Origin of the sequence: Actinomadura citrea (assembly GCF_013409045.1) — a bacterium.
Lineage (GTDB): Bacteria > Actinomycetota > Actinomycetes > Streptosporangiales > Streptosporangiaceae > Spirillospora > Spirillospora citrea.
The window spans coordinates 1,860,297-1,886,386 of the sequence record NZ_JACCBT010000001.1 but is presented as its reverse complement, the minus strand read 5'-3'; the positions used below and the strand labels follow the sequence as shown (position 1 = coordinate 1,886,386).

The 26,090-nt window shown below is 72.2% G+C and carries 8 protein-coding genes; all 8 read right to left on the bottom strand.

Annotated elements, in window-relative coordinates:
* Nucleotides 1-31: 31 nt before the first annotated feature.
* Nucleotides 32-1,882, bottom strand: coding sequence for an ABC transporter ATP-binding protein (locus BJ999_RS08890; RefSeq protein WP_179832849.1), 1,851 nt, complete (start codon nt 1,880-1,882; stop codon nt 32-34).
* Nucleotides 1,879-3,657, bottom strand: coding sequence for an ABC transporter ATP-binding protein (locus tag BJ999_RS08885; protein WP_179832848.1), 1,779 nt, complete (start codon nt 3,655-3,657; stop codon nt 1,879-1,881). The genes BJ999_RS08890 and BJ999_RS08885 overlap by 4 nt, the downstream gene beginning before the upstream one ends.
* 82 nt (nt 3,658-3,739) lie before the next feature.
* Nucleotides 3,740-8,422 carry a non-ribosomal peptide synthetase gene (locus tag BJ999_RS08880; RefSeq protein ID WP_179832847.1) on the bottom strand — a complete coding sequence of 1,561 codons (4,683 nt, stop codon included), beginning with the start codon at nt 8,420-8,422 and terminating at the stop codon, nt 3,740-3,742.
* Nucleotides 8,419-14,289: a non-ribosomal peptide synthetase gene (locus BJ999_RS08875; RefSeq protein WP_179832846.1), complete on the bottom strand. Its 5,871-nt coding sequence runs from the start codon at nt 14,287-14,289 to the stop codon at nt 8,419-8,421. The genes BJ999_RS08880 and BJ999_RS08875 overlap by 4 nt, the downstream gene beginning before the upstream one ends.
* A 59-nt stretch (nt 14,290-14,348) precedes the next feature.
* Nucleotides 14,349-15,335, bottom strand: coding sequence for a 2,3-diaminopropionate biosynthesis protein SbnA (sbnA, locus tag BJ999_RS08870; RefSeq protein WP_229810442.1), 987 nt, complete (start codon nt 15,333-15,335; stop codon nt 14,349-14,351).
* Nucleotides 15,332-17,965, bottom strand: a complete 2,634-nt coding sequence (locus BJ999_RS08865) for a condensation domain-containing protein (protein ID WP_179832844.1) — start codon at nt 17,963-17,965, stop codon at nt 15,332-15,334. The genes sbnA and BJ999_RS08865 overlap by 4 nt, the downstream gene beginning before the upstream one ends.
* The gene (locus BJ999_RS08860; protein WP_179832843.1) at nt 17,958-21,290 is read right to left on the bottom strand and encodes a non-ribosomal peptide synthetase; all 3,333 of its coding nucleotides are present in this window, start codon (nt 21,288-21,290) and stop codon (nt 17,958-17,960) included. The genes BJ999_RS08865 and BJ999_RS08860 overlap by 8 nt, the downstream gene beginning before the upstream one ends.
* A complete protein-coding gene (locus tag BJ999_RS08855; protein ID WP_179832842.1) occupies nt 21,283-25,977 on the bottom strand; it encodes a non-ribosomal peptide synthetase in 4,695 nt (1,564 codons plus the stop codon). Before BJ999_RS08855 ends, BJ999_RS08860 begins: the two co-directional genes overlap by 8 nt.
* Between the last annotated feature and the right edge of the window lie 113 nt (nt 25,978-26,090).

Here is a 26,090-nt window from a genome sequence, read left to right as displayed (position 1 = left end):
CCTCTCGCGTTCTCCAGAAATTCCATGCCGTTCAGTCGTGCTCCACCCGGCCGGCATGCGCATCCCCCGGAAGGGATTCGTCGGCGTCCCACAGGTGGTGCATTTCCGTGCAGGTCTCCAGCAGTTCGTCCAAGGTGCCGACGGCGGACATCTCACCGTCGACGAGCACCACGATCTGATCGGCCCGGCGGAGGATGGACGGCCGGTGCGAAACGGCCAGGATCGTGGCGCCGCCGTGGTCCAGAAGCCGGTCCCACAACCGGCGCTCGGTGGTGACGTCCAGCGCGTTGGACAGGTCGTCGAAGACCATCAGGTCGGTACGGCGCACGGCCATCCGGGCGGCGGCGATCCGCTGCCTCTGGCCCCCGGACAGGCGCAGACCTCGCGGCCCGATCACGGTGTCGAGGCCCTTGTCCAGACCGGCGATGTCGTCTTCGAGCACGGCGAGGCGCACCGCCTCGGCCACCTCCGTCGGCGAGGAGGGGGCACCGAGCGTGATGTTCTCCCGGATCGTGCCGCTGAACAGCCGGGGGACCTGCGGCACGAAACTCGACCGCGGCGGGGTCAGGAACGTCTCGGGATGGTCGACGGGCACGCCGTTCCAGAGGACCGTGCCGCGCTCGGCGGGGAGCAGCCCGAGGAGCACTTGCAGGAGGGTGCTCTTGCCGGATCCGACCCTGCCGGTCACGACCGTGACCGTGCCGGCGGGCAGGTGGAGATCGATGTCGCGGACGCCGCGTGAGGTCCCCGGGTAGCGCGAGGTGAGGCCACGGGCCTCCAGCAGGCGCAGCGGCGCGGAACGGTCTTCGCGGGGTGCCGGCCGCGGCGGCTCGCGCCGCAGGTGGGTCCGCGTGCGGGCGATCACCGCTGATTCGTCGTCGGCGAGTTCGGCCACCCGGCGCGTGGAGAGTTCGGCCTTCTGGAACCGGGCGAAGAACATGCCCAGCGCGGTCACCGCCTCGGTGATGAACTGGATGTAGAAGACGAAGAGCGCCAGGTCGCCCACGGTGAACTCGCCGCCGCGCATGCGCGCCGCGGCCAGCAGCAGCACGAACCCGGTGCCGAGCGCGGCCGTGCCGTTGAACAGGGACGTCTGCACGGTGGTCAGGAGCACCTCGCGGGCGGCGAGACGCAGCCTGACGGCGTTGGCCTGCCGCAGCCGCGCGACGAACCGTTCCTCGGCACGTCCGACCTTGATCGCCTGAACCCCGCCGACCGCCTCCCCGACGACGCTGCTCACCTCCGCGGCCGCCCGGCGACCGGCGTTCTGGCATTCGCGCAGCGGCCTTGCCAGCGCCCGGCTCGCCAGCACCATGACCACCACCGGGACGACGAGCCCCAAGGTCACGACGGCGTCGATACCGAGCATGATGATCAACGCCGCCACGGCGATGATCAACCGGGAGAGGTTGGACGCCGACCAGATCGCGAAGACGCCGACCTCGTCGGTGTCGGCGCCGAACCGGCTGACGGCGTCGCCGCCGGTGCGGTCCAGCGCTCGCCCGGCGGGTTTGCGCAGGATCGCGCGCAGCGCGTTGACCTGCAGGGCCGCGCGGATCCGGTAGGTGAAGTGCGGTTCGACCCGGCTGAGGATCACGCCGTACCACACGGTCACCTTGGTGGCCTCCGCGGCCGCCACCAGGGCGATGAGCGACCAGGCCGACGTGCCGGCCGGATCGGTGCCGCTGAGGGTGTCGAAGACCATCTGGAGCAACAGTCCGGTGGCCAGGAGCGCGCCCCGCAGCAGGATCCACAGTCCGGTCAGGCCGAGGTAGGTGGGCGCCGAACGGGACAACAGCGGGATCAGCAGCGCCCGCCGGACGGAACGTCCCCGGGGGGGCGCGGGCGGCGGCTCCGACCGGCGTGTCCGCGGTGCCCTCATGCCAGTGCCTCGTTGGCGGCGAGCAGGCGGGAGAACCGCGAGGACGGATCCGCGACCAGCCGGTCCCGTGGGCCGTGCTCGGCGACGCGGCCATCGCTGAGCAGGAGCACCTCGTCGACGGTGCCGAGGGTTTCGAGCCGGTGCGCCACGATGATCGCGGTGCGTCCGGCGAGCAGGCGTTCCATGGCCGTCTCGAAGACCCGCAGGCTCGCCGGGTCCAGTCGCGACGTGGCCTCGTCCAGGAGCACCAGGCCGGGGTCCTGGATCAGGACGCGGGCGAAGGCCAGCAACTGCTCCTGGCCGGCCGACAGCCCGGTGTCGCCCGGGCCGAGGAGGGTGTCCAGCCCCGCGGGCAGGCTCTCCAGCCACTGCCGCAGCCCCACCTCCGCGAGCGCCTCGCGCACCCGGGCGTCGTCGACCGTGTCATCGAAGAGCGTGACGTTGTCGCGGACCGTGGCGGCGAACAACTGGACCTCCTGCGTGACCAGGCCGACCTGGTCGCGCAGTGAGGCCACCGAGATCTCCCGCACGTCGCGGCCGTCGAACCGGACCGTCCCCTGGGTGGGGTCGGCGAATCGGAACAACAGGCGTATCAGGGTGCTCTTTCCGCTGCCTGTACGGCCGACTATGGCCAGCCGGGTCTTCGGCCGGAGGCGCAGGGAGATATCGCGGAGCGCATCTTCTTCGGGCCTGTAGCTGAACGAGACGCGCTCGAATTCCACGGCGGGCGCCCCCGCGGGCAGGGTGGCTTCGCCGGTGCGGACCACGCTGTGCTCGTCGAGCAGGCCGTGGATGCGCCGCAGCGCCCCCAGGGCGGCTTCGAGATCATGAAACTGCGAGGTGATCACCAGCATGGGGGTCTGCACCATGACCGCGTAGACGACCAGGGTGTAGGCGGCGCCGAGGGTGATCTGGCCGGACGTGTAGAGCCATACGCCGGCCCCGAGGGCCATGACGAACCCCGCCGACGCCAGTGACTGCGCGGCCGCGGGCCAGCGCACCCCCAGCAGCGCGGCGCGGCGACTGGCCCAGAACAGCGTTCCGGCGTAGGTCCAGAAGCCGTGCACGGTGTGTTCTTCGGCTCCGTTGGCCCGCAGATCGGGAAGTCCGTTCAGGCGTTCCTCGAAGAACCCGAGCAGTTTCGCGTTGGCCTCCCGCTGGGCCGCCATCGCCGGCACGGCGGTGCCGACCAGTCTCCGCAGCAAGAAGAAGGAGGCGGTGACGAACGGCGCGTACACCAGTCCGATCCGCCAGTCCTGGACGAACAGCGCGACCCCGATCCCGACCACCAGCAGCACGTTGGACAGGACCAGCAGGAACATCTGCGAGAAATAGTTGGCCAGCTTGCTCACGTCTCCGTCGATCCGGTCGATCAACTCTCCGGGGGCGTGCCGCTCATAGAAGGACATGTCCAGCCGGAGGCAGTGCTCGGTCAGATCGGCGCGCAACTCGTTCGTCGCGCTCCAGGCCACCCGGGCGCCCCGGTATTCGGCGACGATCCAGATCACCTGCGCCACCACCGCGACCGACAGGTAGATCGCGCCGAGCCCCAGCAGATTCGACAGCGGGGCACCGGAGCGGACACCGTCGATGAACCTCCCCAGCAACTGCGGGTTGGCCACCTGGAGCGCCGTGTAGACCAGTGTCGTCACCGCGAGCACGGCGGCTACGGCCCGGTGCGGCCCCAGGTAGGTGCGAAGGGTTCTTGCGGCGTTCGATCCCACGGTGCCGTCCGCGTTCCCGGTACTCGAAGGCTCGGCACTCGCATGCGCCATACAACGGTTCCTTCAGACGATGGATTCTTTGAGCATTCGGGGCGGTCACCCCATGGCCATGATGTCGGTCAACGCTCCTCGGTCAGCGGTCTTCGGTCAACGCGGTCAACAGCGTGTCCAGCCGGTCCTGGTCGAGTCCCGACTCGGGGAAATCGGAGGGCGTGTAGCCCCCGGCCTCCGGCCGGGTGCAGTGCGAGATCAGTTCGCGGAGGCCGGCGATGGTCTCCTCGGCGAGGCGCTCGACCGCCTGGTCGCTGTAGTGCGCCGTGCTGTAGGAGAAGGTGATGTCCAGGTGCCCGTCGATGGTGATCGCATCGATGTCGAGCAGGTGCGGGCGCGCGTTCTCCGGGTGGAACGCGGGCGGCGGCGATTCAGGCGCCCGCCGCAGCCGCAGCGCCGGTCCGTCATGGGCGCCTGGTTCCGTGTGGTCACCGGCGATGGCGGTGTCGAACTGGCCCAGGTAGTTGAAGCCGACGCGTGGCGCCGGCCGTGCCGCGAGGGTCGATGCGTGCGCCGAATGCAGATAGCGCAGCAGACCGTAGCTCAACCCGTGATGCGGCACCGCGCGCAACTGCTCTTTGACCGCCTTGAGAGCCGTTCCGGGATCGTCGCCCGGGGGCAGGCTGAGCGTCACCGGGGCGATGGAGGTGAACCAGCCCAGGGTGCGGGACAGGTCTGCTCCGTCGACCAGATGCTGTTCCCTGCCGTGGCCCTCAAGCCACAGCGACACGTGATTCGACGCCGTCGACCGGGTCAGCGCCCGCGTCAGCGCGGTGAGCAGCACGTCGTCGATATGGGTTCGGTAGGCCCGCGGAACTTCGCGCAGCAGCAGCCGGGTCTGCTCCACGTCCAGGCCGACCGTGGTGCGCGCCGTGTCCTCCTCGCGGGCGTGCTCCGGTGGCTGCGGCAGGTCAGGCTCCGGACCGGCAGGGTCCGCCGACGTCTGGGAGAGCCAGAAGTCCAGGTCGGCCTCTGTCTCGGGGGCGTGCGCCAGCTCGCGCAGGGCCCGCGCCCAGGCGGAGATCGGCGTGGTCGCGGACGGCAGGCGAACCGGCGCCCCGGTGGCGGCCTGCCGGAATGCCGTGTGGAGATCCTCCAGGAGGACGCGCCAGGACACTCCGTCGATGACCAGGTGATGGGCCAGCAGAGCCAGCCGGCGCCGGTCCGGCCGGCCGCCGTCGATCACCAGCACCCGCAGCAGGGGCGGTCTGCCCAGGTCGAACTCGGCGGCCGCCGCAAGCGCCGCGCCCAGCGCCGCGTCCCAGTCGTCGCTCTCGGCCACGTCGACCAGGGTGACCGACTCGTCGGTCGCGGCGCGGTCCACGGCCCGCGCCTCGGCGTGCCATCGGCCGTGCGGGCCGCTCCGGTCGAAGCGCAGGCGAAGGGCCTCGTGCCGGTCGCCGAGGGCGGCGACCACGTCCCGGAGGTGCCCGGCGATCCGGGCGCAGTCGGCGTCGGCGTCCAGCGCGAACAGCCATCCCTGGTTCCAGTGCCCCGGACGGGTGAGCCCCTGCTCGAAGAACCAGTGCTGGACGGGCGTGAGGGGCAGGTCGCGGGCGTCGGCGGCCGATCCCTTCCGGGCGTGCCGCACGCCGATGGGGCGGGTCATGGGCTCGGCCACGGCGGCGAGTTCGCGGACGGTCTGCTTGTCGAAGAACTGCCGCGGCGTGATCCGCAGCCCCTCCTGAGCGGCCCGGGAGACCACCATGATGCTGAGGATCGAGTCGCCGCCGAGTTCGAAGAAGTTGTCCAGCGCGCCGACCCGGTCCACGCCGAGCACGTCGGCCCATATCGCGCCGAGGGTCTTCTCGGCGGGGTCGCGCGGCGGGACGAACTCCTGCGCCAGCTCGGGACGGACTCCGTCGGGAGCCGGCAGCATCGCCCGGTCCACCTTGCCGTTCGCGGTCAGGGGAAGGGCGTCCAGCCAGACGAACACGGCCGGGACCATGTAGTCGGGCAGCCGCGCGGCGAGGTGGTCGCGCAGCTCCGAGACCGGCACCGGTTCGGCGCCCCGCGCCGGCAGCACGTAGGCCACCAGCCGCCGTGAGGAGGTGTCCTCCTGGTCCTGGGTCGTCACCACCACGTCGCGGACCGCGGGATGGCCGGAGAGCACCGCCTCGATCTCCCCCAGCTCGATGCGGAACCCGCGGACCTTGACCTGGTGGTCGGCCCGGCCGACGAACTCCAGGCATCCGTCGGGCATCCAGCGGACGAGGTCTCCTGTCCGGTACAGCCGGCCGCCGCCGGTGCCGAACGGGTCCGGCACGAACCGTTCGGCGGTCATTCCGGGCCGCGCCAGATAGCCCCGGGCCACTCCCGAGCCGCCGACGTACAGTTCGCCCGGGACGCCCGCGGGCACCGGGCGCAGCTCTGGATCGAGCACGTAGCCCCGTGTTCCGGTGAGCGGCCGGCCGATGGGCACCCGGGTGACGTCGGACCGGTCCGGCACGGGCCAGATCACGCACGACACCGATGTCTCGGTGGGGCCGTAGACGTTGGCGGCCTCGGCGTGGCAGACCTCGCGGAAGGCGTTGACCAGGCCGGCCGGCAGGGCCTCACCGGCGATCAGGACGAGCCTCAGATGGTGGCCGAGGCGGCGCCGAGGGTCGGCGAGCACGGTGTTGAGCAGCGACGGCACGTAGGACACGACGGTCACCTTGTGCTCGTCCATCACCTGGGCCAGGCGCTCGGGGTCCTTGGCGTCGGTGTCCGGCACCACCAGAGCGGCGCCGGTCAGGAACGGCCAGAAGACCTCCCAGACCGACGCGTCGAATCCGACCGAGGTGCGCTGCGCGATCCGGTCGCCGGGCCCGATCGGGAACGTGCGCTGCATCCAGCCCAGATGGTTGAGGACCCCCCGGTGGGTGGTCATGACCCCCTTCGGGCGGCCGGTCGAGCCCGAGGTGCAGATGATGTACAGCAGGTTGTCCGAGGACACACCCGGCTCTGGCGGGGTGGCCGGTGCGCGGCCGATCTCTTCCGCCTCGGCCTCCAGCCTCATCACCCGCGCCGCGCCGGCTCGCGGCAACCGGTCGGCGGCGGTACCCCCTGTCAGGACGAGCCGCACACCGGTGTCGGCGATCAGGGAGGCGATGCGGGCCTCCGGGTACTCCGGATCCAGGGGCACGTAGCAGCCGCCCGCCTTCACCACGGCCAGCAGCGCCACCAGCAGTTCGACCGAGCGTTCCAGACACACGGCGACCGGCACGTCGGGGCCCACGCCCGCGGCGCGGAGATGGTGCGCCAGCCGGTTGATGCGCACGTCGAATTGGCGGTAGGTCAGGCGCTGCTCTCCGCAGATCACCGCGAGCGCGTCGGGGCGCCGGCGGGCCTGTTCGTCGAGGAGTTCGGGGACGGTGGGGCCGAGAAGGTCGGGCTCGCCTCCATCGGCCCAGTCGCGCAGCAGCCGGTCTCCTTCGGCGGAGGTGAGGTGCCGCAGTCCCCCGACCGGGCGGTCCTGGTCGTCGGCGAGGCCGTCCGCGATGCCGGTGAGGAGCGTGCGGAGGTGTCCGAGCAGCCGCTCCGCCGCCGGATCGGACAGGCGCCGCCGGTCATGGTGAAGGCGCACCTCCAGATCATCGGTCCCCGCCACGACGAGCGTCACGGGGTAGTGGGGCCGTTCGTGAGCTCGGACGCCGGTGACGCGGAGGTCCTCGTCGGCGCCGAGCCATCCGGTGCGCACCGGGTAGTTCTCATAGGCGACGATGCTGTCGAACAGTGCGGTCCCACCGGGGACATCGCTCCAGCGCTGCACCTGGGCGAGGGGACTGTAGTCGTATCGCCGGCCGGCGGCCAGGTCCTTCTGCAGAGTGGCCAGCCACTGCAGGAGCGGTGCGGACTCGTCGACGCGGACCCGGATCGGCAGGGTGGCGCTGAGCAGGCCCACCATCCGCTCGACGTCCGGCACCTGCGGCGGGCGGGTGGACACGACCGAGCCGAACACCACGTCGCGCTGCCCGCTGTACCGGCTGAGCAGCAGCGCCCACGCCCCGTGGACGACCGTGCCCAGGGTGAGGTGCCGGCGCTTGGCCAGGTCCTCCAGCCGGGCCCGCAACTCGTCCGGCAGGACATCGGTGATCTCGCCGAAGCCGGGCTCGCCCCGCGCCGCCGGATGGCCGACGGACAGCGGCGTGGGTTCGCGGAACCCGGCCAGATGCTCCCGCCAGTGCCGCTCCGCCGCGGCAGGGTCCTGCCCGTGCAGCCATGCCACGTACTCCCAGTGCGGCGGGCCCGGTGCGGCCTCCTCCGTGCCGTCGGCGTCCGCCCGCCGGTACCGGGTGAACGCGTCGTCGACGACCAGCTGGACCGACCAGCCGTCGAGCAGCAGATGGTGGAACGTCAGGACGAGCCACCAGTCCTCGTCCGTGAGCCGCACCAGCACCATGCGCACCAGCGGGGCGCGGGCGAGTTCGAACGGGCGGGAGCGGTCGTCCTCCAGCAGCCCGCTCAGCTCCTGCTCCCGCTCCTCGTGGGACACCGCGCGCCAGTCCAGCTCCGTCCAGGGCACCGGGACGGAGGTCCGTACGACCTGGAGGGGCTCATCGGTGCCCTCCCAGACGAAGGCCGTGCGGAGGGCCGGATGCCGGTCGGCCACCCACTGCCAGGAGTCGCGCAGGCGCGACGCGTCCAGCGGACCGCGCAGCGTGAACACGATCTGGTTGACGTAGAACCCGGCGGCCGGATCACCCACGCTGTGCAGCAGCATTCCCTGCTGCATCGCCGTGAGCGGGAAGACCTTTTCCACTTCACCGTTGTCGATCATCATGATCCTTCGCTGAGCCGGTCCTGCTCGCGCATGACGGAGAGGATGTAGTCGAACGTGTCCCCATCGATCCGGGTGACGGGGAACCGGTCGTCGCCGGAGGCGTCGGGGACGCCGGGACGGTCCGGTCCGGACCATCGGGCGAGCCGGGCCAGATCCGCGATGGTCTGCTTGTCGAAGAACTGCTCCGGCGTGATGTGCAGCCCCTCCCGGGCGACCCGGGAGACGACCATGATGCTGAGGATCGAGTCGCCGCCCAGCTCGAAGAAGTTGTCGAACACGCCGACCCGGTCCACCGCCAGCACACGGGTCCAGGCATCGGCCAGGATCTTCTCAGCGCGGTCACGAGGCGGCACGAAGCGCCCGCCCGTCTGCTCCCTGGTGACCTCGGCCGCCGGCAGTGCCGCACGATCCACCTTCCCGCTGGCGGTGAGCGGCAGGGACGCCAGCCACTGGAAGGCCGACGGGACCATGTACTCCGGCAGCCGGGCGGCCAGGAACTCCCGCAGGCGGGGGACGGGGACCTCCGAGCCGTCGCCCGCCGGCACCAGGTGCGCCACGAGGCGCGTCGTATCGGCGCCGTCCCGCCGGGTCGTGACCACCACGTCGCGGACGGCGGGGTGTTCGGCCAGCACGGCCTCGATCTCGCCGAGCTCGATGCGCAGTCCCCGCACCTTGACCTGGAAGTCGGTGCGGCCGAGGAACTCCAGTTCTCCGTCCGGCAGCCGGCGGACCCTGTCCCCGGTGCGGTAGAGGCGCCCGCCGTCGCCGGTGAAGGGGTCGGGGGCGAACCGTTCGGCGGTGGTCCCCGGCCGGTTCAGATAGCCGCGGCCGACCTGGACGCCGCCCAGGCACAGCTCCCCCGGCACGCCCACCGGGACCCGCTGCCCTTCGCCGTCGAGCACCTCGGCTCGCGTGTTGCTCACCGGCCGGCCGATCGGGACGGTCCGCTCGGCCGGATCGCAGGGATGCCAGGTGACGTCGATCGTCGCCTCGGTCGGCCCGTACAGGTTGTGCAGGGCGACGCCGGGCAGGACCTCGGCGAAGCGTCGCGCGAGCTCCGCCGGCAGGGGTTCCCCGGAACAGATCACCCGCCGCAGGCAGGCCGGGCGGCCGAGTTCCCGCACCCGATCCAGGAACGGGTTGAGCATGCTCGGCACGAAGTGCACGGTCTGCACGTCCGCACGCGTGACGAGTTCGAGGAGATGGTCCGGGTCGCGGTGCCGGCCCGGCTCGGCGACGATCAGCCCGGCCCCGGCGGTGAGCGGCCAGAACAGCTCCCACACCGACACGTCGAACGTGAACGGCGTCTTGTGCAGGACGCGGTCCTGCGGTCCGAGCGGGAAGGCCTCCTGCATCCAGCGCAGCCGGTTCACCAGGCTCCGGTGGCTGATGCCGACGCCTTTCGGGCGGCCCGTCGAGCCGGACGTGTAGATGACGTAGGCGAGTTCGTCCCCGGCCTCGGCGCCGTCGCCCGTGAACGCCGGTGCGCCTGCCTCCACGGGCGTGTCGAGGTCCCCGTCGTCCCAGCGCAGCAGCGTCGCCCCGGCGCCGGTCAGGTCGTCCGCATGGTCGTCGGAGGTCAGGACGACGGTGGCGCCCGAGTCCTCGACGGCGAATCGTCGGCGGGAGGCCGGGTGATCGGGATCCAGGGGGAGGTACGCGCCGCCCGCCGCGAGCACGGCGTGCACCGCGACCACCAGCTCCACGCCGCGGTGCAGGCATACCCCGACCACGCGCTCCGGGCCGACGCCGGCGCGGCGCAGCCGTCCCGCCAGCCGATCGACCGCGGCGGCGAACTCGCGATAGGTGATCCGTCGCTCGCCGAACCCGAGCGCGAGCGCGTGCGGCGAAGCCGCCGCCTGCTCGGCCACCAGGTGCGGCAGGCGCACGCGCCGATGAGCGCGGCGGGTGCGGTTCCATTCCGCGATCTGGTCGTGTTCCCCGGCGGTGAGCATGGGGAGCGTCGCCACCGGGCGGTCCGGCTCGGCCACCGCGGCGGCCAGCAGCGTCAGCAGGTGGCCGGTGAGCCGTTCGACGGTGTCCGCCGTGAACAGGTCCACGTCGTACTCGAATACGCCGCGCAACCGGTCGGTGTCCTCGACCAGGTAGAGCGCCAGGTCGAACTTCGCCGTACCGGTGTCCGGAGGGAAGAGCTCCTCGGCCTGCCCGGCGGTTCCGTCCAGCGGCGCCGCGGCCTGCAGGGTCAGCATCACCTGGAAGAGGGGGTTGTGCGCCATGCTCCGCCGCGGCGCCAACTCCTCCACGAGCCGTTCGAAAGGCATCTCCTGGTGGGCGTAGGCGCGCAGGCAGGTGCGGCGGACCCCGTCCAGCAACCGGCGGAACGACGGCCGTCCGGAGGTGTCGGTGCGCAGCACCAGGGTGTTGGCGAAGAACCCCGCCAGCTCCTCGACATCGGCGGCCGGCCGGCCGGCGACCGGGGCGCCGACCACGACGTCCGACTGGCCGGACCAGCGGGACAGGACGGCGGCGAAGCCGGCGAGCAGCGTCATGAACAGCGTCGCGCCCTCGGCGGCGCCCAGTCTCCGCATCGCGGCGAGCAGGGCCGGAGGCACCTCCACGTCGTGGCGGGCTCCGCGGTGCGCCTGAACACGCGGGCGCGGGCGATCGGTCGGTAGTTCCAGGAGCTGCGGCGCCCCGGCGAGTTCGTCCGTCCAGAACCGCACCAGTTCCGCCTGCCGCTCGCTGGTCAGCAGCTCGCGCTGCCAGGCGGCGAAGTCGGCGAACTGCACCGGCAGCGGCGCCAGGGTGTCGGAGGCGAGGAGACGGAGCAGATCGCGCAACAGCACACCGCCCGACCAGCCGTCGGTGATGAGGTGGTGCAGGGTGAGACCCAGTACGTGGTCTCCTTCGGACAGCCGGATCAGGCAGGCCCGCCACAGCGGTGCCGTGCCCAGGTCGAAGAGACGCCGCGCCTCGGCGTCCAGCAGGTCGCGGGCCCCGGCGAGCGGATCCGCCGACCCCCCGCTCGGGGCCGGCGGGCCGGATCCGTCGAGCTCGATCTCCTTGAGCTCGACGTCGACGGACTCGTGCACCGTCTGGAACGGACGTCCGTCCACCACCGTCACCGAGGTGCGCAGAACCTCGTGGCGCCCGGCCAACTCGGCCAGCGCGACGCGCAGCCGGGCGGTGTCCAGCTCACAGCGCAGCCGCACGGCCACGGGGACGTTGTACGTGGCCTGACCGGGTTGCAGTTGCTCCAGCACCCAGAGACGTTCCTGGGAGAACGACGCCGGAAGGGGCCCGCCGTCGCGTGGCTCCCGGCGCAGCTCCGGGGTCGCGACGGTGGCCTCGTGCCGTCCGAGCGCCTCCCGAACGGCGCTCGCGGCGCCGGCGACGGTCGCCTCCTCGAACAGTTCGGCGATTCCCAGGTCGACGCCGAAGACGTCCTGCACCCGGGTCAGCAGCCGTACCGCGAGGATCGAGTTGCCGCTCAGCGCGAAGAAGTTGTCGAACACCCCGAAGCGATCGGTCCGTAGTACCTCGGCCCAGAGTCCGGCCAGCGTGCGCTCGATGTCGTCGCGAGGCGGGACGGAGTCCTCCGGCGGCTGCCCGTCCACCGTCTCGGGGATCGGCAGCGCCTGCCGGTCGATCTTCCCGTTGGCCGTCACCGGAAGCGCCTCCAGCAGCACGAACGCCGCCGGGACCATGTAGTCGGGCAACCGGGATGCCGCGAACCCCCGCAGTTCCTCCGGACGAGGCCGCTCCGCCTCCGCGGGCACCAGATAGCCCACCAGCCGCCGCGAGTCGGGGCCGTGGTCCTCCCGGACCGTCACGACCGCTTCGCGGACCCCGGGATGGCGGGTCAGCGCGGCCTCGATCTCGCCGGGTTCGACGCGGAACCCGCGTATCTTCACCTGGAAGTCGGCTCTGCCGACGAAGTCCAGGGTGCCGTTCCGCGCCCACCGCACGAGATCACCCGTCCGGTACAGCCGGCCGCCTCCGCGCTGGAACGGGTCCGGCACGAACCGCTCCGCGGTCAGCCCCGGGCGCCCCGCGTACCCCCGGCCGATCCCGGTGCCGCCGAGGTAGAGCTCGCCGACGACTCCGGCGGGCACCGGCTGCATCTCGCGGTCGACCACGTAGGCCCGCATCCCCGGCACCGGCCTGCCGATGGTCGCGATCGGGCCGGACGTGCCGTCCGGCGGCGCGTCGATCACGGCGTGGCACTGGTCGTCGCTGCACTCGGTGAGGCCGTAGGTGTTGAGCAGCGGGACGGCGGGATGGAGGTCGAGCCACCGGCGCACGAGATCGCCGGGCAGCGCGTCGCCCGTGGGCACCAGCCAGCGCAGTCCCGCCAGCCGCGACGCGGCGGGACCGGCGAGCATCATGCTGATCGCCGCGGGCACGGCCTGGAGCACGCTCACCCCGCCGCTCCGCACCTCTTCGGCGAGCCGTTCGGGATCCTCCAGGGCCTCATCGGGCACCACGTGCACCCGGCCGCCGATCGTCAGCGGGGTGAGGCACTGCCACACCACCACGTCGAAGGTGGCCGGCCCGTTCTGGGCGAGCACGTCCGCCGGTCCCATGCCCAGATCGCTGATCTTGGCGGTCATGTGGTTGAGCAGGCCGCGGTGCAGGACGCCGGCCCCCTTCGGCGCGCCGGTGGTGCCGGAGGTGAACATGACGTAGGCCACCGCGTCGGGGAGGCAGCGGGCCGGCGGATCCCCGGCGGGCCGGTCGAGATGGGCCCGCGGGTCGATGTCGATCCAGACGGGGCGCCGGTCCTGCGGCGCCGCCGCCATCGCGCCGGTGAGGGCCTCGCGGCCCGCCGCGTCGCCCAGCACCACGCCGCAGCCGCTCTGGGCGATGATGTAGCGCAGCCGGTCGGCAGGCTGGGCCGGGCTGAGCGGGACGAACGCGCCCCCTGCCTTGAGCGTGGCGAGCATCCCCGCGATGAAGTCGGGACCCCGCCGGGCCATGAGACCGACGAACATCTCGGCCCCGGGCCCCGGCCCGAGCGACCGGTGTTCGCGCAGCCGGTGCGCCAGCCGGTTGGCGCGCGCGTTGAGTTCCGCGTAGCTGACCCGTTCGGAGCCGCTGCTGACGGCGATGGCCTCCGGGGTGCGGGCCGCCTGCGCTTCGAACAACGCCGGCAGGCAGTCTTCCGGCCGGTCCACGGTCACCGGGGCCGGCCCACCGTCGGCCCAGCCGGCCAGCGTCCGGCGTTCGGACGCCGTCAGCAGCGGCAGGGCGGCCACCGGCCGGTCGGGGTCGGCCGCGGCCGCGGCCAGCAACGTGCGCAGGCTGCCGGCCAGCCGCTGCGCCGTATCCCTGTCGAAGAGGCCCGTGTCGTAGTCCAACGCGCCGCTGAGAGCGTTCTCGCGCTCCGTGAATCGCACAGCCAGGTCCAGGGACGTCCCGGCAGGACCCCTGGCCGGCGCCACCGGGGCGTCCAGCACTTCGTCGTCCAGCGTGAGCGCCACCTGGAACACGGGGTGGTGGGCCGGGTCCGGCGGCAGCGCCAACGCCTCCACCAGGGACTCGAAGGGGAGATCACTGTGCGCGTCCACCCGTTCGCACGTCCGCCGCAGCCGCCCCACCACCTCGCGGAACGACGGGCGGCCCGAGAGGTCCGCGCGCGTCGGCATCGGCGAACCCACCACGATGTCCGTGAGACCGGACCATCGCGCCACGACGACGGAGAAGGCCGCCAGCAGCGGGACGAGAGGCGTCGTCCGCTCAGCGGCGGCCAGTTCCCTCAAGGAGGAAAGGGTCTCCCCGGGCACCTCGACGGGGAGCCGCCCGGTTCGACGGGACGCCGCATGACGGGGTCGATCGGTCGGAAGCGTCAGGACCTCGGGCGCGCCGGAAAGCTCCTCCCGCCAGAACGCGACGAGTGGGACCATCTCGACCTCCTTGCTGCGTTGGACCGGCGGGCGGCCGGGCGGTCGACCGGGCGCCGGCCTCACGAGCGGCTCAGCGGTCGCCGCGGGGGTGACGACGACCAGTCGAATCTCGGTTCGGCCGGGGCGTCCGCGTAGAGCAGGTCGAGATAGCGCTCACCGCGGTCCGGTAGAAGGGTCAGCACCCGCACCGGGCGAGGCAGCCGCGGCAGGAGCTGCCAGAGCCCGGCGACGACGGCCCCGGACGACCCTCCGGCGAGGATCCCTTCGGAGCGCAGCAGTTCGTGGCAGCCTTGGACGGCCTGGTCGTCGTCGACGAGGACCACGTCGTCGATCTCGTCCCGGCACAGGAGCTCGGGGACACGGCCCGCACCGATGCCGGGCACCCGGCGCGGGGCCGGCGGATGACCGAAGATCACCGAGCCGACGGCGTCCACGGCGACGACCCGCAACCGCGGATACGCGACGCGCAGCGCCCGGGCGACCCCGTGGATGGTCCCCGTGGTGCTCACCGCCATGACCACGCAGTCCAGCGGCCCGTCGACGTCGGCGAGGATCTCCTTCCCGGTGGTCTCCGCGTGCGCCTGCCAGTTCAGCCGGTTCGCGTACTGGTTGACCCACACGGACCCGGGCACGGCGCCGACGATCTCCCGGACCCGGCGCAGGCGCTGCTCCAGGTAGCCGCCGCTGCCGTCGCCCTCGCTCACCATGTCGACGTTCGCGCCGTACCGGCGCAGCAGCTGCAGGTTCGTGGCGGTGATGTTCGGGTCGACGACCACCGTCAACGCCAGGTCGTAGATCCGGCACACCATGGCCAGCGCGATCCCGAAGTTGCCCGAGGTGCTCTCGACCAGGTGCGAGTCGGGGGCGATGGCGCCGTTCCGCAGGCCCTCCTCGATGATGTGCCGAGCCGGGCGGTCCTTGACGCTGCCGCCGGGGTTGAGCATCTCCAGCTTGGCGAGGACCTCGACGCCCGGGTCGTCGAACAGCCGGCGCAGCGCGACGATCGGCGTGCGGCCGATGCAGCTGACCACGGATTCGTGGATCACCGGTCCGCTCCCGGGTCCCCGTGCGCGGGCTCGTCCAGGCATGCCTCCAGCCGCCGGGCCACCTCGGCGACGGCCGGTCCGTAGACGAACTCCATATGGGAGCCGGCGTCGATCTCCTCGACCTTCAGGCCGCCGATCGGGAAGCGGGCCCACTCGGCCGGCAGGTCGCGGTCGGTGCGGTCCCGCTGCGTCAGCAGCGTCACCGTTCCCGGATAGGACGGACGGTAGGGGGAGATGGCCCGCGCGTTCAGCTCCAGACGGCGGCAGAACGACTCGAACTCGGCCGGCTCGACGTCCGGCGGCAGGTCACCGGCGCGCTTTCCGGCCTCCAGGACCCGCTGCAACTGCGCCCGCGGGTCCAGCCCGCGCAGTTCATCCTCCGGCGGTGAGAACAGCAGCCACCCCGCGAGGATGAACGCGCGGTCAGGTGCGGGTGGAGCGTCGGTGAGCGGTGCCGTGTCCAGCAGCGCCACCGTGCCCACCCGGTCGCCTGCGGCGTGCAGGCGGTCGGCGACCGCCAGCGCGAACCTGCCCGCTCCCGAGAAGCCGCACAGGTGGTACGGCCCCTCCGGGTGGACCCGGCGCACTTCTTCGGCGTAGCGGTCCGCCATCTGCTCCATGGTCAGCACGCCCGGGTCGGCTCCGCCGTGGAAGAAGCCGTCGTTCTGGACGCCGTAGAGCGCCCGGCCGGTGCCCAGCGCCCTGGCCAGCTCGAAATAGTGGTACAGCTCTCCGAGCACCGCGTGCAGGAAGAACAGCGGGGCTCGCGGCCCACCGGGCTGCAACTCCACGACGAACTGGGGATCCGGCGAGATCGTCTCGCCGGAGCGGATCCAGTCGGCCAGCGCCTCCACCGTGCGCGTCGCGTACAGGTCGTGCAGGGTCACCGACCGGCCCGTGAGCCTGCACAGCCGGTCGACCACCAGCATCCCCGGCATGGAACTGCCGCCGAGTTCGAAGAACTCGTCGTGCGCGCCGATCGGCGTGACGCCGAGCACCTCCGACCAGACCTGCGCGACGTAACGCTCCCAGCGGTCGCGCGGCTCGACGAAGCCGGGGGAGGCCGGCCAGAGGGACGGGGCGGGCGGCTCACCGGGGTCGCCGGTCTCCGGAGTACTCCCCGACGGGGTTCCCGGCCGCTGTCCCGGTCGCGGGTCCGGCAGGTGGGCGATGGGCAGGTCGGGATCGGCGGTGACGGCGGCAAGGACCTCGACCAGGTATCCCGCGAGGCGCTCGATGGTCGCCGCGTCGAAGATGTCGGTGGCGTACTCGAACGTTCCGGCCAGCCGGCCCCGGTCCTCGTTCAGGTAGAGCGACAGGTCGAACTTCGCTCCGGCGCCGCTGGGGACGGCCACCGGCTCCGCGACCGTCCCCGGAAGGTCGAGGTGGCCGCGCGGTACGTTGCCGAACCCGAAATTGACCTGGAAGAGGGGGTTGTAGGCGGTGTCGCGCGTCGGCGCCAGGTGTTCGACGAGTTTCTCGAAGGGCAGGTCCTGGTGCTCGAACGCGCGCAGGGACTGCCGGCGCACGTGGTGGAGGAGCCGCCGGAACGAGGGGCCGCCGGACAGGTCCGTGCGGACCACCACGCTGTTGACGAAGAAGCCGATCAGGCCCTCGAGGTCCGGGTGGTGGCGCCCCGCGACGGGTGTTCCCACGACGACGTCGGTCTCTCCCGACCATCGCGACAGCACGGTGACGAACGCGGCCAGCAATGCCATGAACAGCGTGACGTCGGTGCTGCCGCTCAGTTCCCGGGCCGCCCGGAGCAGGTCGCCGGGCACCTCGAAGTCATGGCGGGCGCCGCGGCCGCTCCGCACCTGAGGTCTCGGCCGGTCGGTGGGCAGGGCCAGCAGTTCCGGGGCGCCGGCGAGCTCCTCCTTCCAGAAGCCCGTCAATCCGGCGACCAGGTCGTCGGTCAGGCGCTCGCGCTGCCAGACCGCGAAGTCGCCGTACTGCAGGGGCAGCGGCGGCAGCACCGGCCGTTCCGGCGCCGGATCCCTGCGCGACGCGGTGTAGAGCCGACCGAGCTCGGAGAGGAGCACGCCGACCGACCATGCGTCGGTGATCGTATGGTGCATGGCGACGCCGAACAGGTGGTCCCGCGGGCCCATCCGCACCAGCCGCGCCCGCCAGAGCGGCGCCGCCGTGAGATCGAAACCGCGCTCGACATCGGCCGCCAGGATCCGTTCGGCGTCGGCGCGGGGGTCGGATACGGCCGACAGGTCGGTCATCTCCCAGGGCACAGTCACCGAGTCGTGGACGATCTGGGCCGTCCGGTCGCCGGTCCAGGCCAAGGACGTCCGGAGGATCTCGTGTCTGGCGGTCAGGTCGGCGAGTCCGGCGCGTAACCGGTCGACGTCGAGGTCACCGCGCAGCCGTCCGGCGGTCGAGACGACGTAGGCCGCCGAGTCGGGGCGGAGCCGGTCCAGCAGCCACAGCCGCTCCTGGGAGAAGGACGCGGGCAGCGGGGCGCCGGTGCGGGGCACCGGCCGCGGGTCCGCCGGGCCCGTCGCCGCGGCGCCGTCCCGTGCCGGGCCGCGCATCCGGCGCAGGACGAGTTCGCGTGCCCGCGGGCTGAGGGCGGCGAGGCGCTCGGCGCGGTCGGACGGACCGGAGGTTGCTTCACTCATGTGACTTCTCGCCTTCCGCGAGCCTGGCGGCGATCTCTTCGTCGGACAGGCCTGCCACCTCGTCCACCAGTGCGTCCAGGTCGGCCGCATCGCTGAGCAGGCGCTCGACCGCGGCGGCGCATCCGCTGATGGAGGGGGCGGCGAACAGCTCCGGCAGGGTGTAGTCGGCCGGGAAGGCCTCGCGGATCCGCCCGACGACGCGGACGGCCATGAGGGAGTCTCCGCCGAGGGTGAAGAAGTTGTCGTGGACCCCGATCTCCGAAACGCCCAGAACCTCGCTCCACAACCCCGCCAGCACCCGCTCCGCCGACGTCCGCGGCGCCACGAACCGCTGCCCCAACCGCGGACGCTCCCCCTCCGGAACCGGCAACGCCCCCCGATCCACCTTCCCGTTCACCGTCAACGGCAACGAACCCAGCCACACGAACACCGCCGGCACCATGTACTCCGGCAACCGACCCGAAACAAACCCCCGCAACTCCTCGACCCCCACCTCACCCCCCACCTCCGAAGCCACCACATACGCCACCAGACGAACCACCCCACCCCCACCATCAGACCGAGCCACCACCACCGCATCACGCACCCCCCGATGCGCCCCCAACACCGACTCCACCTCCCCCAACTCCACCCGAAAACCCCGCACCTTCACCTGAAAATCAGCACGCCCCACAAACTCCAAACCCCCATCACCCGACCACCGCACCAAATCCCCGGTCCGATACAAACGACCACCCGAACCACCGAACACATCAGGCACGAACCGCTCCGCCGTCAAACCCGGCCGCCCCAAATACCCACGCGCCAAACCAGCACCACCCACGAACAACTCCCCCACCACACCAGGCGGGCATGGCTCCAGTTCGCGATTGAGCACGTGCACTCGCGTGTTGGCGATCGGACGGCCGATGGGGACGGCCCCTCGGCTCTCGGCGAACCCCCGCGGCAGAGCCTGGTAGGTCGCATAGATCGCCGACTCGGTCATGCCGTAGATGTTGGCGATCCTGCCGTTGCGGAACTGCCGGTCCCATTCGACGGCGAAGGACTGCGGCAATGGCTCACCGCCGTTGAAGACCCTGCGCAGGCGTGGCAGGGGATCATCGTCGCCGCGCCGCGCCGCGGCGGCCATGAACAGATCGAGTTGGCGCGGCACGAATTGGCAGTAGGTGACGTCGTGCCGGTCCAGTGCCTCGTACAGCGCGTCCGGGTCGCGTACGGTGTCGTCGTCGAAGACGGCCAGTGCGGCTCCGTGGCAGAGCGGCCACAGCACCTCGCAGACGGAGTCGGTGAAGCTGACGGGGGTCTTGAAGGCGACCACGTCGCCGGGACCGCAGCCGAGTTCCTCCCGCAGCCACCGCAGCGTGTTCAGCACCGCCCGGTGATCGACCACCACGCCCTTCGGCGTTCCGGTGGAACCGGACGTGTAGATCACGTAGGCGGGGTTGCCGGGGCGCGCCGGCGCCGGCAGCGGGCGCGCGGGCCCGGTCGAGCCGCCCTCGGCCGGAGGCGAGTCCAGGCAGACGATCCGGACCGCGGCTCCGCAGTCGGCCGGGAGCCGGTCGAGAAGGTCACTACGGGTGATCACGGTGCGGCAGTCGCCGTCCTCGATCATCCAGGCGATGCGCGCCGCCGGATACCCGGGATCGATCGGGACGTAGGCGGCCCCGGACTTCAGAATCGCCATGGCCGCCGTCACGAATTCCACGGAACGCTCCAGCAGGACCGCCACCCGTTCCTCGGCCCGCGCGCCCTGCTCGACGAGCGTGCGCGCCAGCCGGTCGGTCCGCCGGTCCAGCTCCCGGTAGCTCAGCCGGGAATCGGCTTGGAGGACGGCCGGCGCGTCGGGCGTCCGGCCGACCTGCGCCTCGAAGAGCTCCGCGACGGTGTGCGGGGGTGGGAACCGGCGCTCGGTGGCGTTGACCCGGTCGCGCAGGCCGCGAGTCGCCGCCGTTCCCGTGCCGAAGACCGGGACCGTGCCGAGGGGCCGATCCGCGCCGGCGGCCAGGCCGTTCAGCGCCGTGAGCACGGACTCGGCGAGGAGCGCGGCACTTCCGCCGTCGACCGTCGCCTGATCGTGCACCACCCGTATCTCAAGCCGCTCGCCGGGCACCGCGAACACCGTGATCGGGTAATGGGTGGTCTCGAACCCGCGCAGGTCGCTGGGACGGTATCCGGGGTCGATCTGCCCGGTCTCGTCCAGCCGCGGATAGTTCTGGACGACCAGCACGGTCTGGAAGAGCTCCTGCCCGGCGAGCATCTCGCTGCACCGCTGCACCTGGGACAGCGGGGTGTGCTCGTACTGCAGGGTGGCGGACTGCCGCGCGTGGAGCGCCCGCAGCCACGTCCCCACCCGGTCGTCGTGCGCGGCCGCCGCGCGGACCGGGACGGTGTTGGTGAGAAGTCCCACCATGTCCTGCACTCCGGGAAGGTCACCGCCGCGGCCGGAGACGACCTGGCCGAAGACGACGTCGTCGACCCCGGTGTGCCGCATCAGCGTCAGCGCCCATGCGCCCTGCACCATGACGCCGAGCGGAACCCGGTACGTCCGGGCGGCCGCGGCGACGCGTTCCGTGTCCGCGGGCGAGAGCCGTGCGGTGTGCTCGGCCACCCCCGTCCGGCCGCCGCGGTCCGAGCCGCCCGGCCCGGCGACCGGCAGCGGCGTCGGCTTCGTGAAACCGCGCAGCGTCTCCCGCCAGTGGCGGTGGGCTTCGTCGTGGTCGCGCAGGCGGGTCCACTCGACGAAGTCCCGGTACGGGGCCCGGTCCGGTGACGGCATCACCTCGCCGGCGCGGGCCGCCGCACCGTGGCGGACCAGGTCCCGCATCACCATCGCCGTGCTCCAGCCGTCGAGCAGGATGGCGTGGTAGGTCCAGACGAACTGGTAGTCGTCCTCGCCGAGCCGCAGGAGGGCGTAACGGGCCAGCGGCGCGTGGGACAGCCGGAACGGCTCGTCGCGGTCCCGGTCGAGGAAGGCGGTGAGGCGCCGTTGCCTGACCTCGGGGGGCAGGTCGCGCCAGTCCTGCGTGTGGAACCGGACCGGCGCTCTCCTGTAGACCACCTGGACCGGCTCGTCCGCGCCCTCCCACAGGAAGGCCGAACGCAGCGCCGGGTGCCAGGCCACCGTCTGCTCCCAGCTGCGCCGGAAGGCGACCGGATCGAGCCCGGACAACAGGGCCGTGGTCTGGCTGAGATAGACCGCCGAGTCCGACTCGCGCAACGTGTGGAACAGCAGTCCCTGCTGCAGCGGGGACAGCGGATGGATGTCCTCGATGACGTCGGCCGCCGCCGGCCGCTGCCGCTGCGCCGGTTCCACCGTGTCACTCATCTGGTCGCGCCTCCGTCACATCGGCCGTGGTCTCCGGCGCCAGGGCCAGCGCCTTGTCGAGCAACGTGTGGAATCGCGTCCTGCCCGAGCGCCCGCAGTGGTCGATCAGCTCGCCGAGCCGGGCGACCACATCGCCGGTCAGCCGGTCGATGGTCGCCCGGTCATGGTGGGCACGGCTGTAGCCGACGCGTATCCGGAGCCGGCCGCCGACCACGGCGGCCGTGACGTCCAGCAGGTGCGTGCGCCGGTTGCCCGGATGCTGCGGCGGGGGCATCGGCTCGGGGGCGGCGGCCAGGTCCAGGTGATCGCCGGGCGGCCGTGTCGTCCGCGTCTCGGCGCTCGCGTCGAACTGGCCGAGGTAGTTGAAGCTCACCTGGGGAGCCGGTGGTTCGGCCAGTGCCTGACCGCGCACCGGATCGAGATGGCGGAGGATGCCGTGGCCGAGACCGCCGTGCGGGACGGCGCGCATCTGCTCCTTGACGGCGGCGAGCGCGTCGCCCGGGGCCGAGCCGTCCGGCAGGCGCAGCAGCAGCGGAGCAATCGCCGTGAACCACCCGACCGTGCGGGACAGGTCCGCCCCCTCCACGAGGTGCTGCTCCCGGCCGTGCCCTTCCACGTCGACGTACAGCCGAGTGATGCCGAACGACTTGGTCATCGCCAGGGCGAGCGCGGTGAGCAGGACTTCGTCGACGCGGCTGTGGTGGATCGCCGGCAGGTCCCGCAGCAGGACCGTGGTCTCCTCGGCGCCGAGGACTCCCTCGACGTCCTCGGCGTCGCCGTACGTTCCGGCACCGCTCGCCTGACGGTCCAGGGGCACCTCCCACCGCCCGGAAGGCCGCTGGGCACGCCAGAACTCCAGGTCGTCGGCGACCGCGCCGGGCAGTTCGGTGAGCGCGCGGGCCCAGGACGCGAACGAGGTCGTGGCGTCGGTGATCCCGGCTTCACCGCCGGCGGCGAGCGCCCGGTACGCCTCCCGCAGGTCGTCGAGGAGGATCCGCCAGGAGACCGCGTCGATGACGAGATGATGGGCGATCAACGCGAGGCGACACCGGTCCTCCCGGCCGCCGTCGATCAGCAGCGCTCGCAGGGGCGGGTCCCGTTCCAGGTCGATGTCCTGGGCATCGGCGAGGGCGCGGGCGAGCGCGGGTTCCCACTGCGCCGAGCCGGACAGGTCCACGCGACGGAACGCGGCGGGCGCCGGGGCCGCGCCCGGCGCGGTGTACTCCGCCCGCCGGCCCCCGGCCGCCCGGGTGTCCCGCGGGAACCGCAGCCGGAGCGCGTCGTGCCGCTCCAGCAGGCCCGTGATCGCGGCGGCGAGCCGATCGGCGTCCACCGTCGCGGGGACGCGGAACAACCACCCCTGGTTGTAGTGGCCGGGATGGGAGAACGCCTGGTCGAAGAACCAGCGCTGGACGGGCGTCAGCGGTGCGGGGCCGGCGGCCGGCGCCGCGGAGCCGGCCCGGTCTTCGACGGCCACCACCGGCACGGCCACCCGGGCCTGCCCCGCGACGGTCTGGTTCTCGAAGAACTGCCAGGGAGTGATGCGCAGACCGCGGCGGGCGGCCCGCGACATCACCACGATGCTCGTGATCGAGTCTCCGCCGAGGGTGAAGAAGTTGTCGTGGACCCCGATCTCCGAAACGCCCAGAACCTCGCTCCACAACCCCGCCAGCACCCGCTCCGCCGACGTCCGCGGCGCCACGAACCGCTGCCCCAACCGCGGACGCTCCCCCTCCGGAACCGGCAACGCCCCCCGATCCACCTTCCCGTTCACCGTCAACGGCAACGAACCCAGCCACACGAACACCGCCGGCACCATGTACTCCGGCAACCGACCCGAAACAAACCCCCGCAACTCCTCGACCCCCACCTCACCCCCCACCTCCGAAGCCACCACATACGCCACCAGACGAACCACCCCACCCCCACCATCAGACCGAGCCACCACCACCGCATCACGCACCCCCCGATGCGCCCCCAACACCGACTCCACCTCCCCCAACTCCACCCGAAAACCCCGCACCTTCACCTGAAAATCAGCACGCCCCACAAACTCCAAACCCCCATCACCCGACCACCGCACCAAATCCCCGGTCCGATACAAACGACCACCCGAACCACCGAACACATCAGGCACGAACCGCTCCGCCGTCAAACCCGGCCGCCCCAAATACCCACGCGCCAAACCAGCACCACCCACGAACAACTCCCCCACCACACCAGGCGGCACGGGATGCAGTTCTCCGTCGAGTACGTAAGCGCTCAGGTCCGGGAGCGGAACTCCGATGGGGCTCCGCTCGGAGGACGGGGAATCCGGCGCCTCGGCGAAATCGGCCGCGGGGACGTCGGCCGCCGACAGCGGGTAGTAGGTCGCGTGCACCGTGGTCTCGGTGATGCCGTACATGTTGACCAGCCGCGGCGCCTGGTCGCCGTTGCGGGCGAACCAGCCGGTGAGCATGCCGGGCATCAGGGCTTCGCCGCCGAACACCACCACGCGCAGCGCCGGCCATCCCTCGGTGGCGTCCGCGTCCTCGGCGGCCATCAGGTTGCGGAAGGCCCCCGGCGTCTGGTTGAGCACGGTCACCCGCTCCCGCACCAGGAGGGCGCGGAACTTCTCCGGCGACCGTGTCACGGCCGTCGGCACGACGACCGCCCGGCCGCCGCTCACCAGCGCGCCCCAGAGCTCCCAGGCCGCGAAGTCGAACGTGACGGTGTGGAACAGCGTCCAGATGTCGTCCGGCCCGAAGGAGAACCACGGCCGGGTGGCGGTCAGCAGCCGGACGAGAGCGGCATGGGTGACCATCACCCCCTTGGGCCGTCCGGTCGACCCGGAGGTGTAGATGACGTAGAGCAGACTGCCGGGCACCGTGTTCGGCGGCGGCGCCTCGGCAGGCCACCGGTCGATCGCCGCCGCGTCCTCGTCCATCCGTACCGTCGGCAGATCCGTTCCCGCGGGTGCCCGCTCGCCCGCCCGCCCGGACGTGACGAGGATCCGCACACCGGCGTCGTCGAGGACGTAGGCGATCCGCTCCCCGGGATGATCCGGGTCCACCGGGACATAGGCCCCGCCCGACTTGACGACCGCGAGCAGTGCGATGACCAGTTCGATCGAGCGGGGCAGGCAGACCCCCACCCGCACCTCCGGACCGGCCCCGAGCGCGCGCAGGTGATGAGCGAGCCGGTTGGCCCGGCGTTCCAGCTCCCCGTAGGTCAGGCGTTGCGTGCCGCACACCACGGCCACGCCCTCGGGCCGCCGCGCGGCCTGCTCCTCCACCAGTGCCGCAAGGCATGCCCCGGATGGTTCGCTCTCCGGGTCCCCTCCCGATCGCAGCAGCAGCCGTCGTCCTTCCGGCCCCAGAAGGTCCAGGTCCCGGCAGGCGCTGTCGGGCCGGTCCAGCGAGTCGGCCACCAGTGCCAGGAAGGAGTCCATCAGCTGCCCGGCGGCGGAACGCGGCAACGCGTCGCCGTCGTACCCGAGCGTGAACCGCATCCGCTCCCCGGTGTCCTGGCAGGAAAGGCGGACCAGGAACCTGTCGTGGTGGCCGTACGACTCGGTCGGGCCGGCGCCGTCGTGGTCCGCGGGCCGTTGCCCGGCGTCGAAGTCGAAGCCGATCGGGAACCAGGACGGCCGGCCGGGCGCGGCGGGGGGAACGCAGCGCTCCCAGCTGTACCACTCGGCGTGAGCATCGCCCGCCTCGATCTGCTCGGCCGTCTCGGCGGCGGCGGCCGAGACGGCGACGTCGAGCGGCCGGTCGAGGCGCACGGGCAGGGTGACGGTCAACGGCCCGGAGCAGCCCCGCAGCTCCTCGTGCCGGCGCAGGTCCGTCGCCACGCCGACGACCAGGGCGCCGGCGCCGGTCATCCTGCGGAGCAGCACCTGCCAGCAGGCCAGCAGCCAGCCGCGTGCGTCGTTCGGCGAGGGGCACCGGCGGCGCAGCGCCATGGTCTCGGCGGGGGGAAGGAAACCGGTCAGGGCCTGAGGGCGGAACGGCCCGGCCCGGTGCTTGCGCTGCCCCGGCAGCTCTATCGGCTGATCCCACCCGGCGCAGCGGGAACGCCAGAACTCCCGGGCCGTCGCCCCCTCCGGCAGCTCGGCCATCTCGTTCCACCAGGCGGCCACGCCGTCGTACGGCAGGCCGCCGGCACGGGGGGTGCGGCCCGCCGCGCGTTCGACGACCTCATGGGCCAGGCTCCGCATCGTCGTGACATCGGCGCAGATGGCCGGAAGCGAGAAGGTGACCGCGTGACGGCCCTCGGCCAGCCGTACGGCGAGGACGTTGAGTTCGACGCCCTCGGTCAGCGGAGTCCGGTGTTCCACCTCTGCCGCGTGTTCCGCCGGTTCGGCCGCGCCTTCGGCACGGTCAGGGCACATCAGGTCGAGGCGGCGGAACGTGATCCGGGGCCGGGCGGCGACCGTCTGGACGGGACCCGTTCGGGCCGCCGCCGAATCATCGTGGGGGGAGAACACCAGCCGCGACTCGGTGCGGCGGGCGGCGACGGCCTCGGCCGCAGCGGCGAGGCGGTCGACGTCCAGGCCGCCGGTCAGGTGCACGGTGCACGTCGTCGCGTACGGGCCGACCCCGGGGCCTCCTTGCAGCCGCCAGAGCCGGCGCTGCGCGGGAGTCAGCGGAATGGCGGCGGCGCGGTGGTCGCGTGGAAACCCGGTTTCGAATTCCCCGTCATCCATGTTTTGGTGGCCCTCCTCGCTTGCGCGCATCAGGTGCGCCGGCGCCCGCGCTGAGCGGCATGCCCAGCATCCATATTCAGTGGGTCACGTTTGTAATTCATGTCCCACAAACC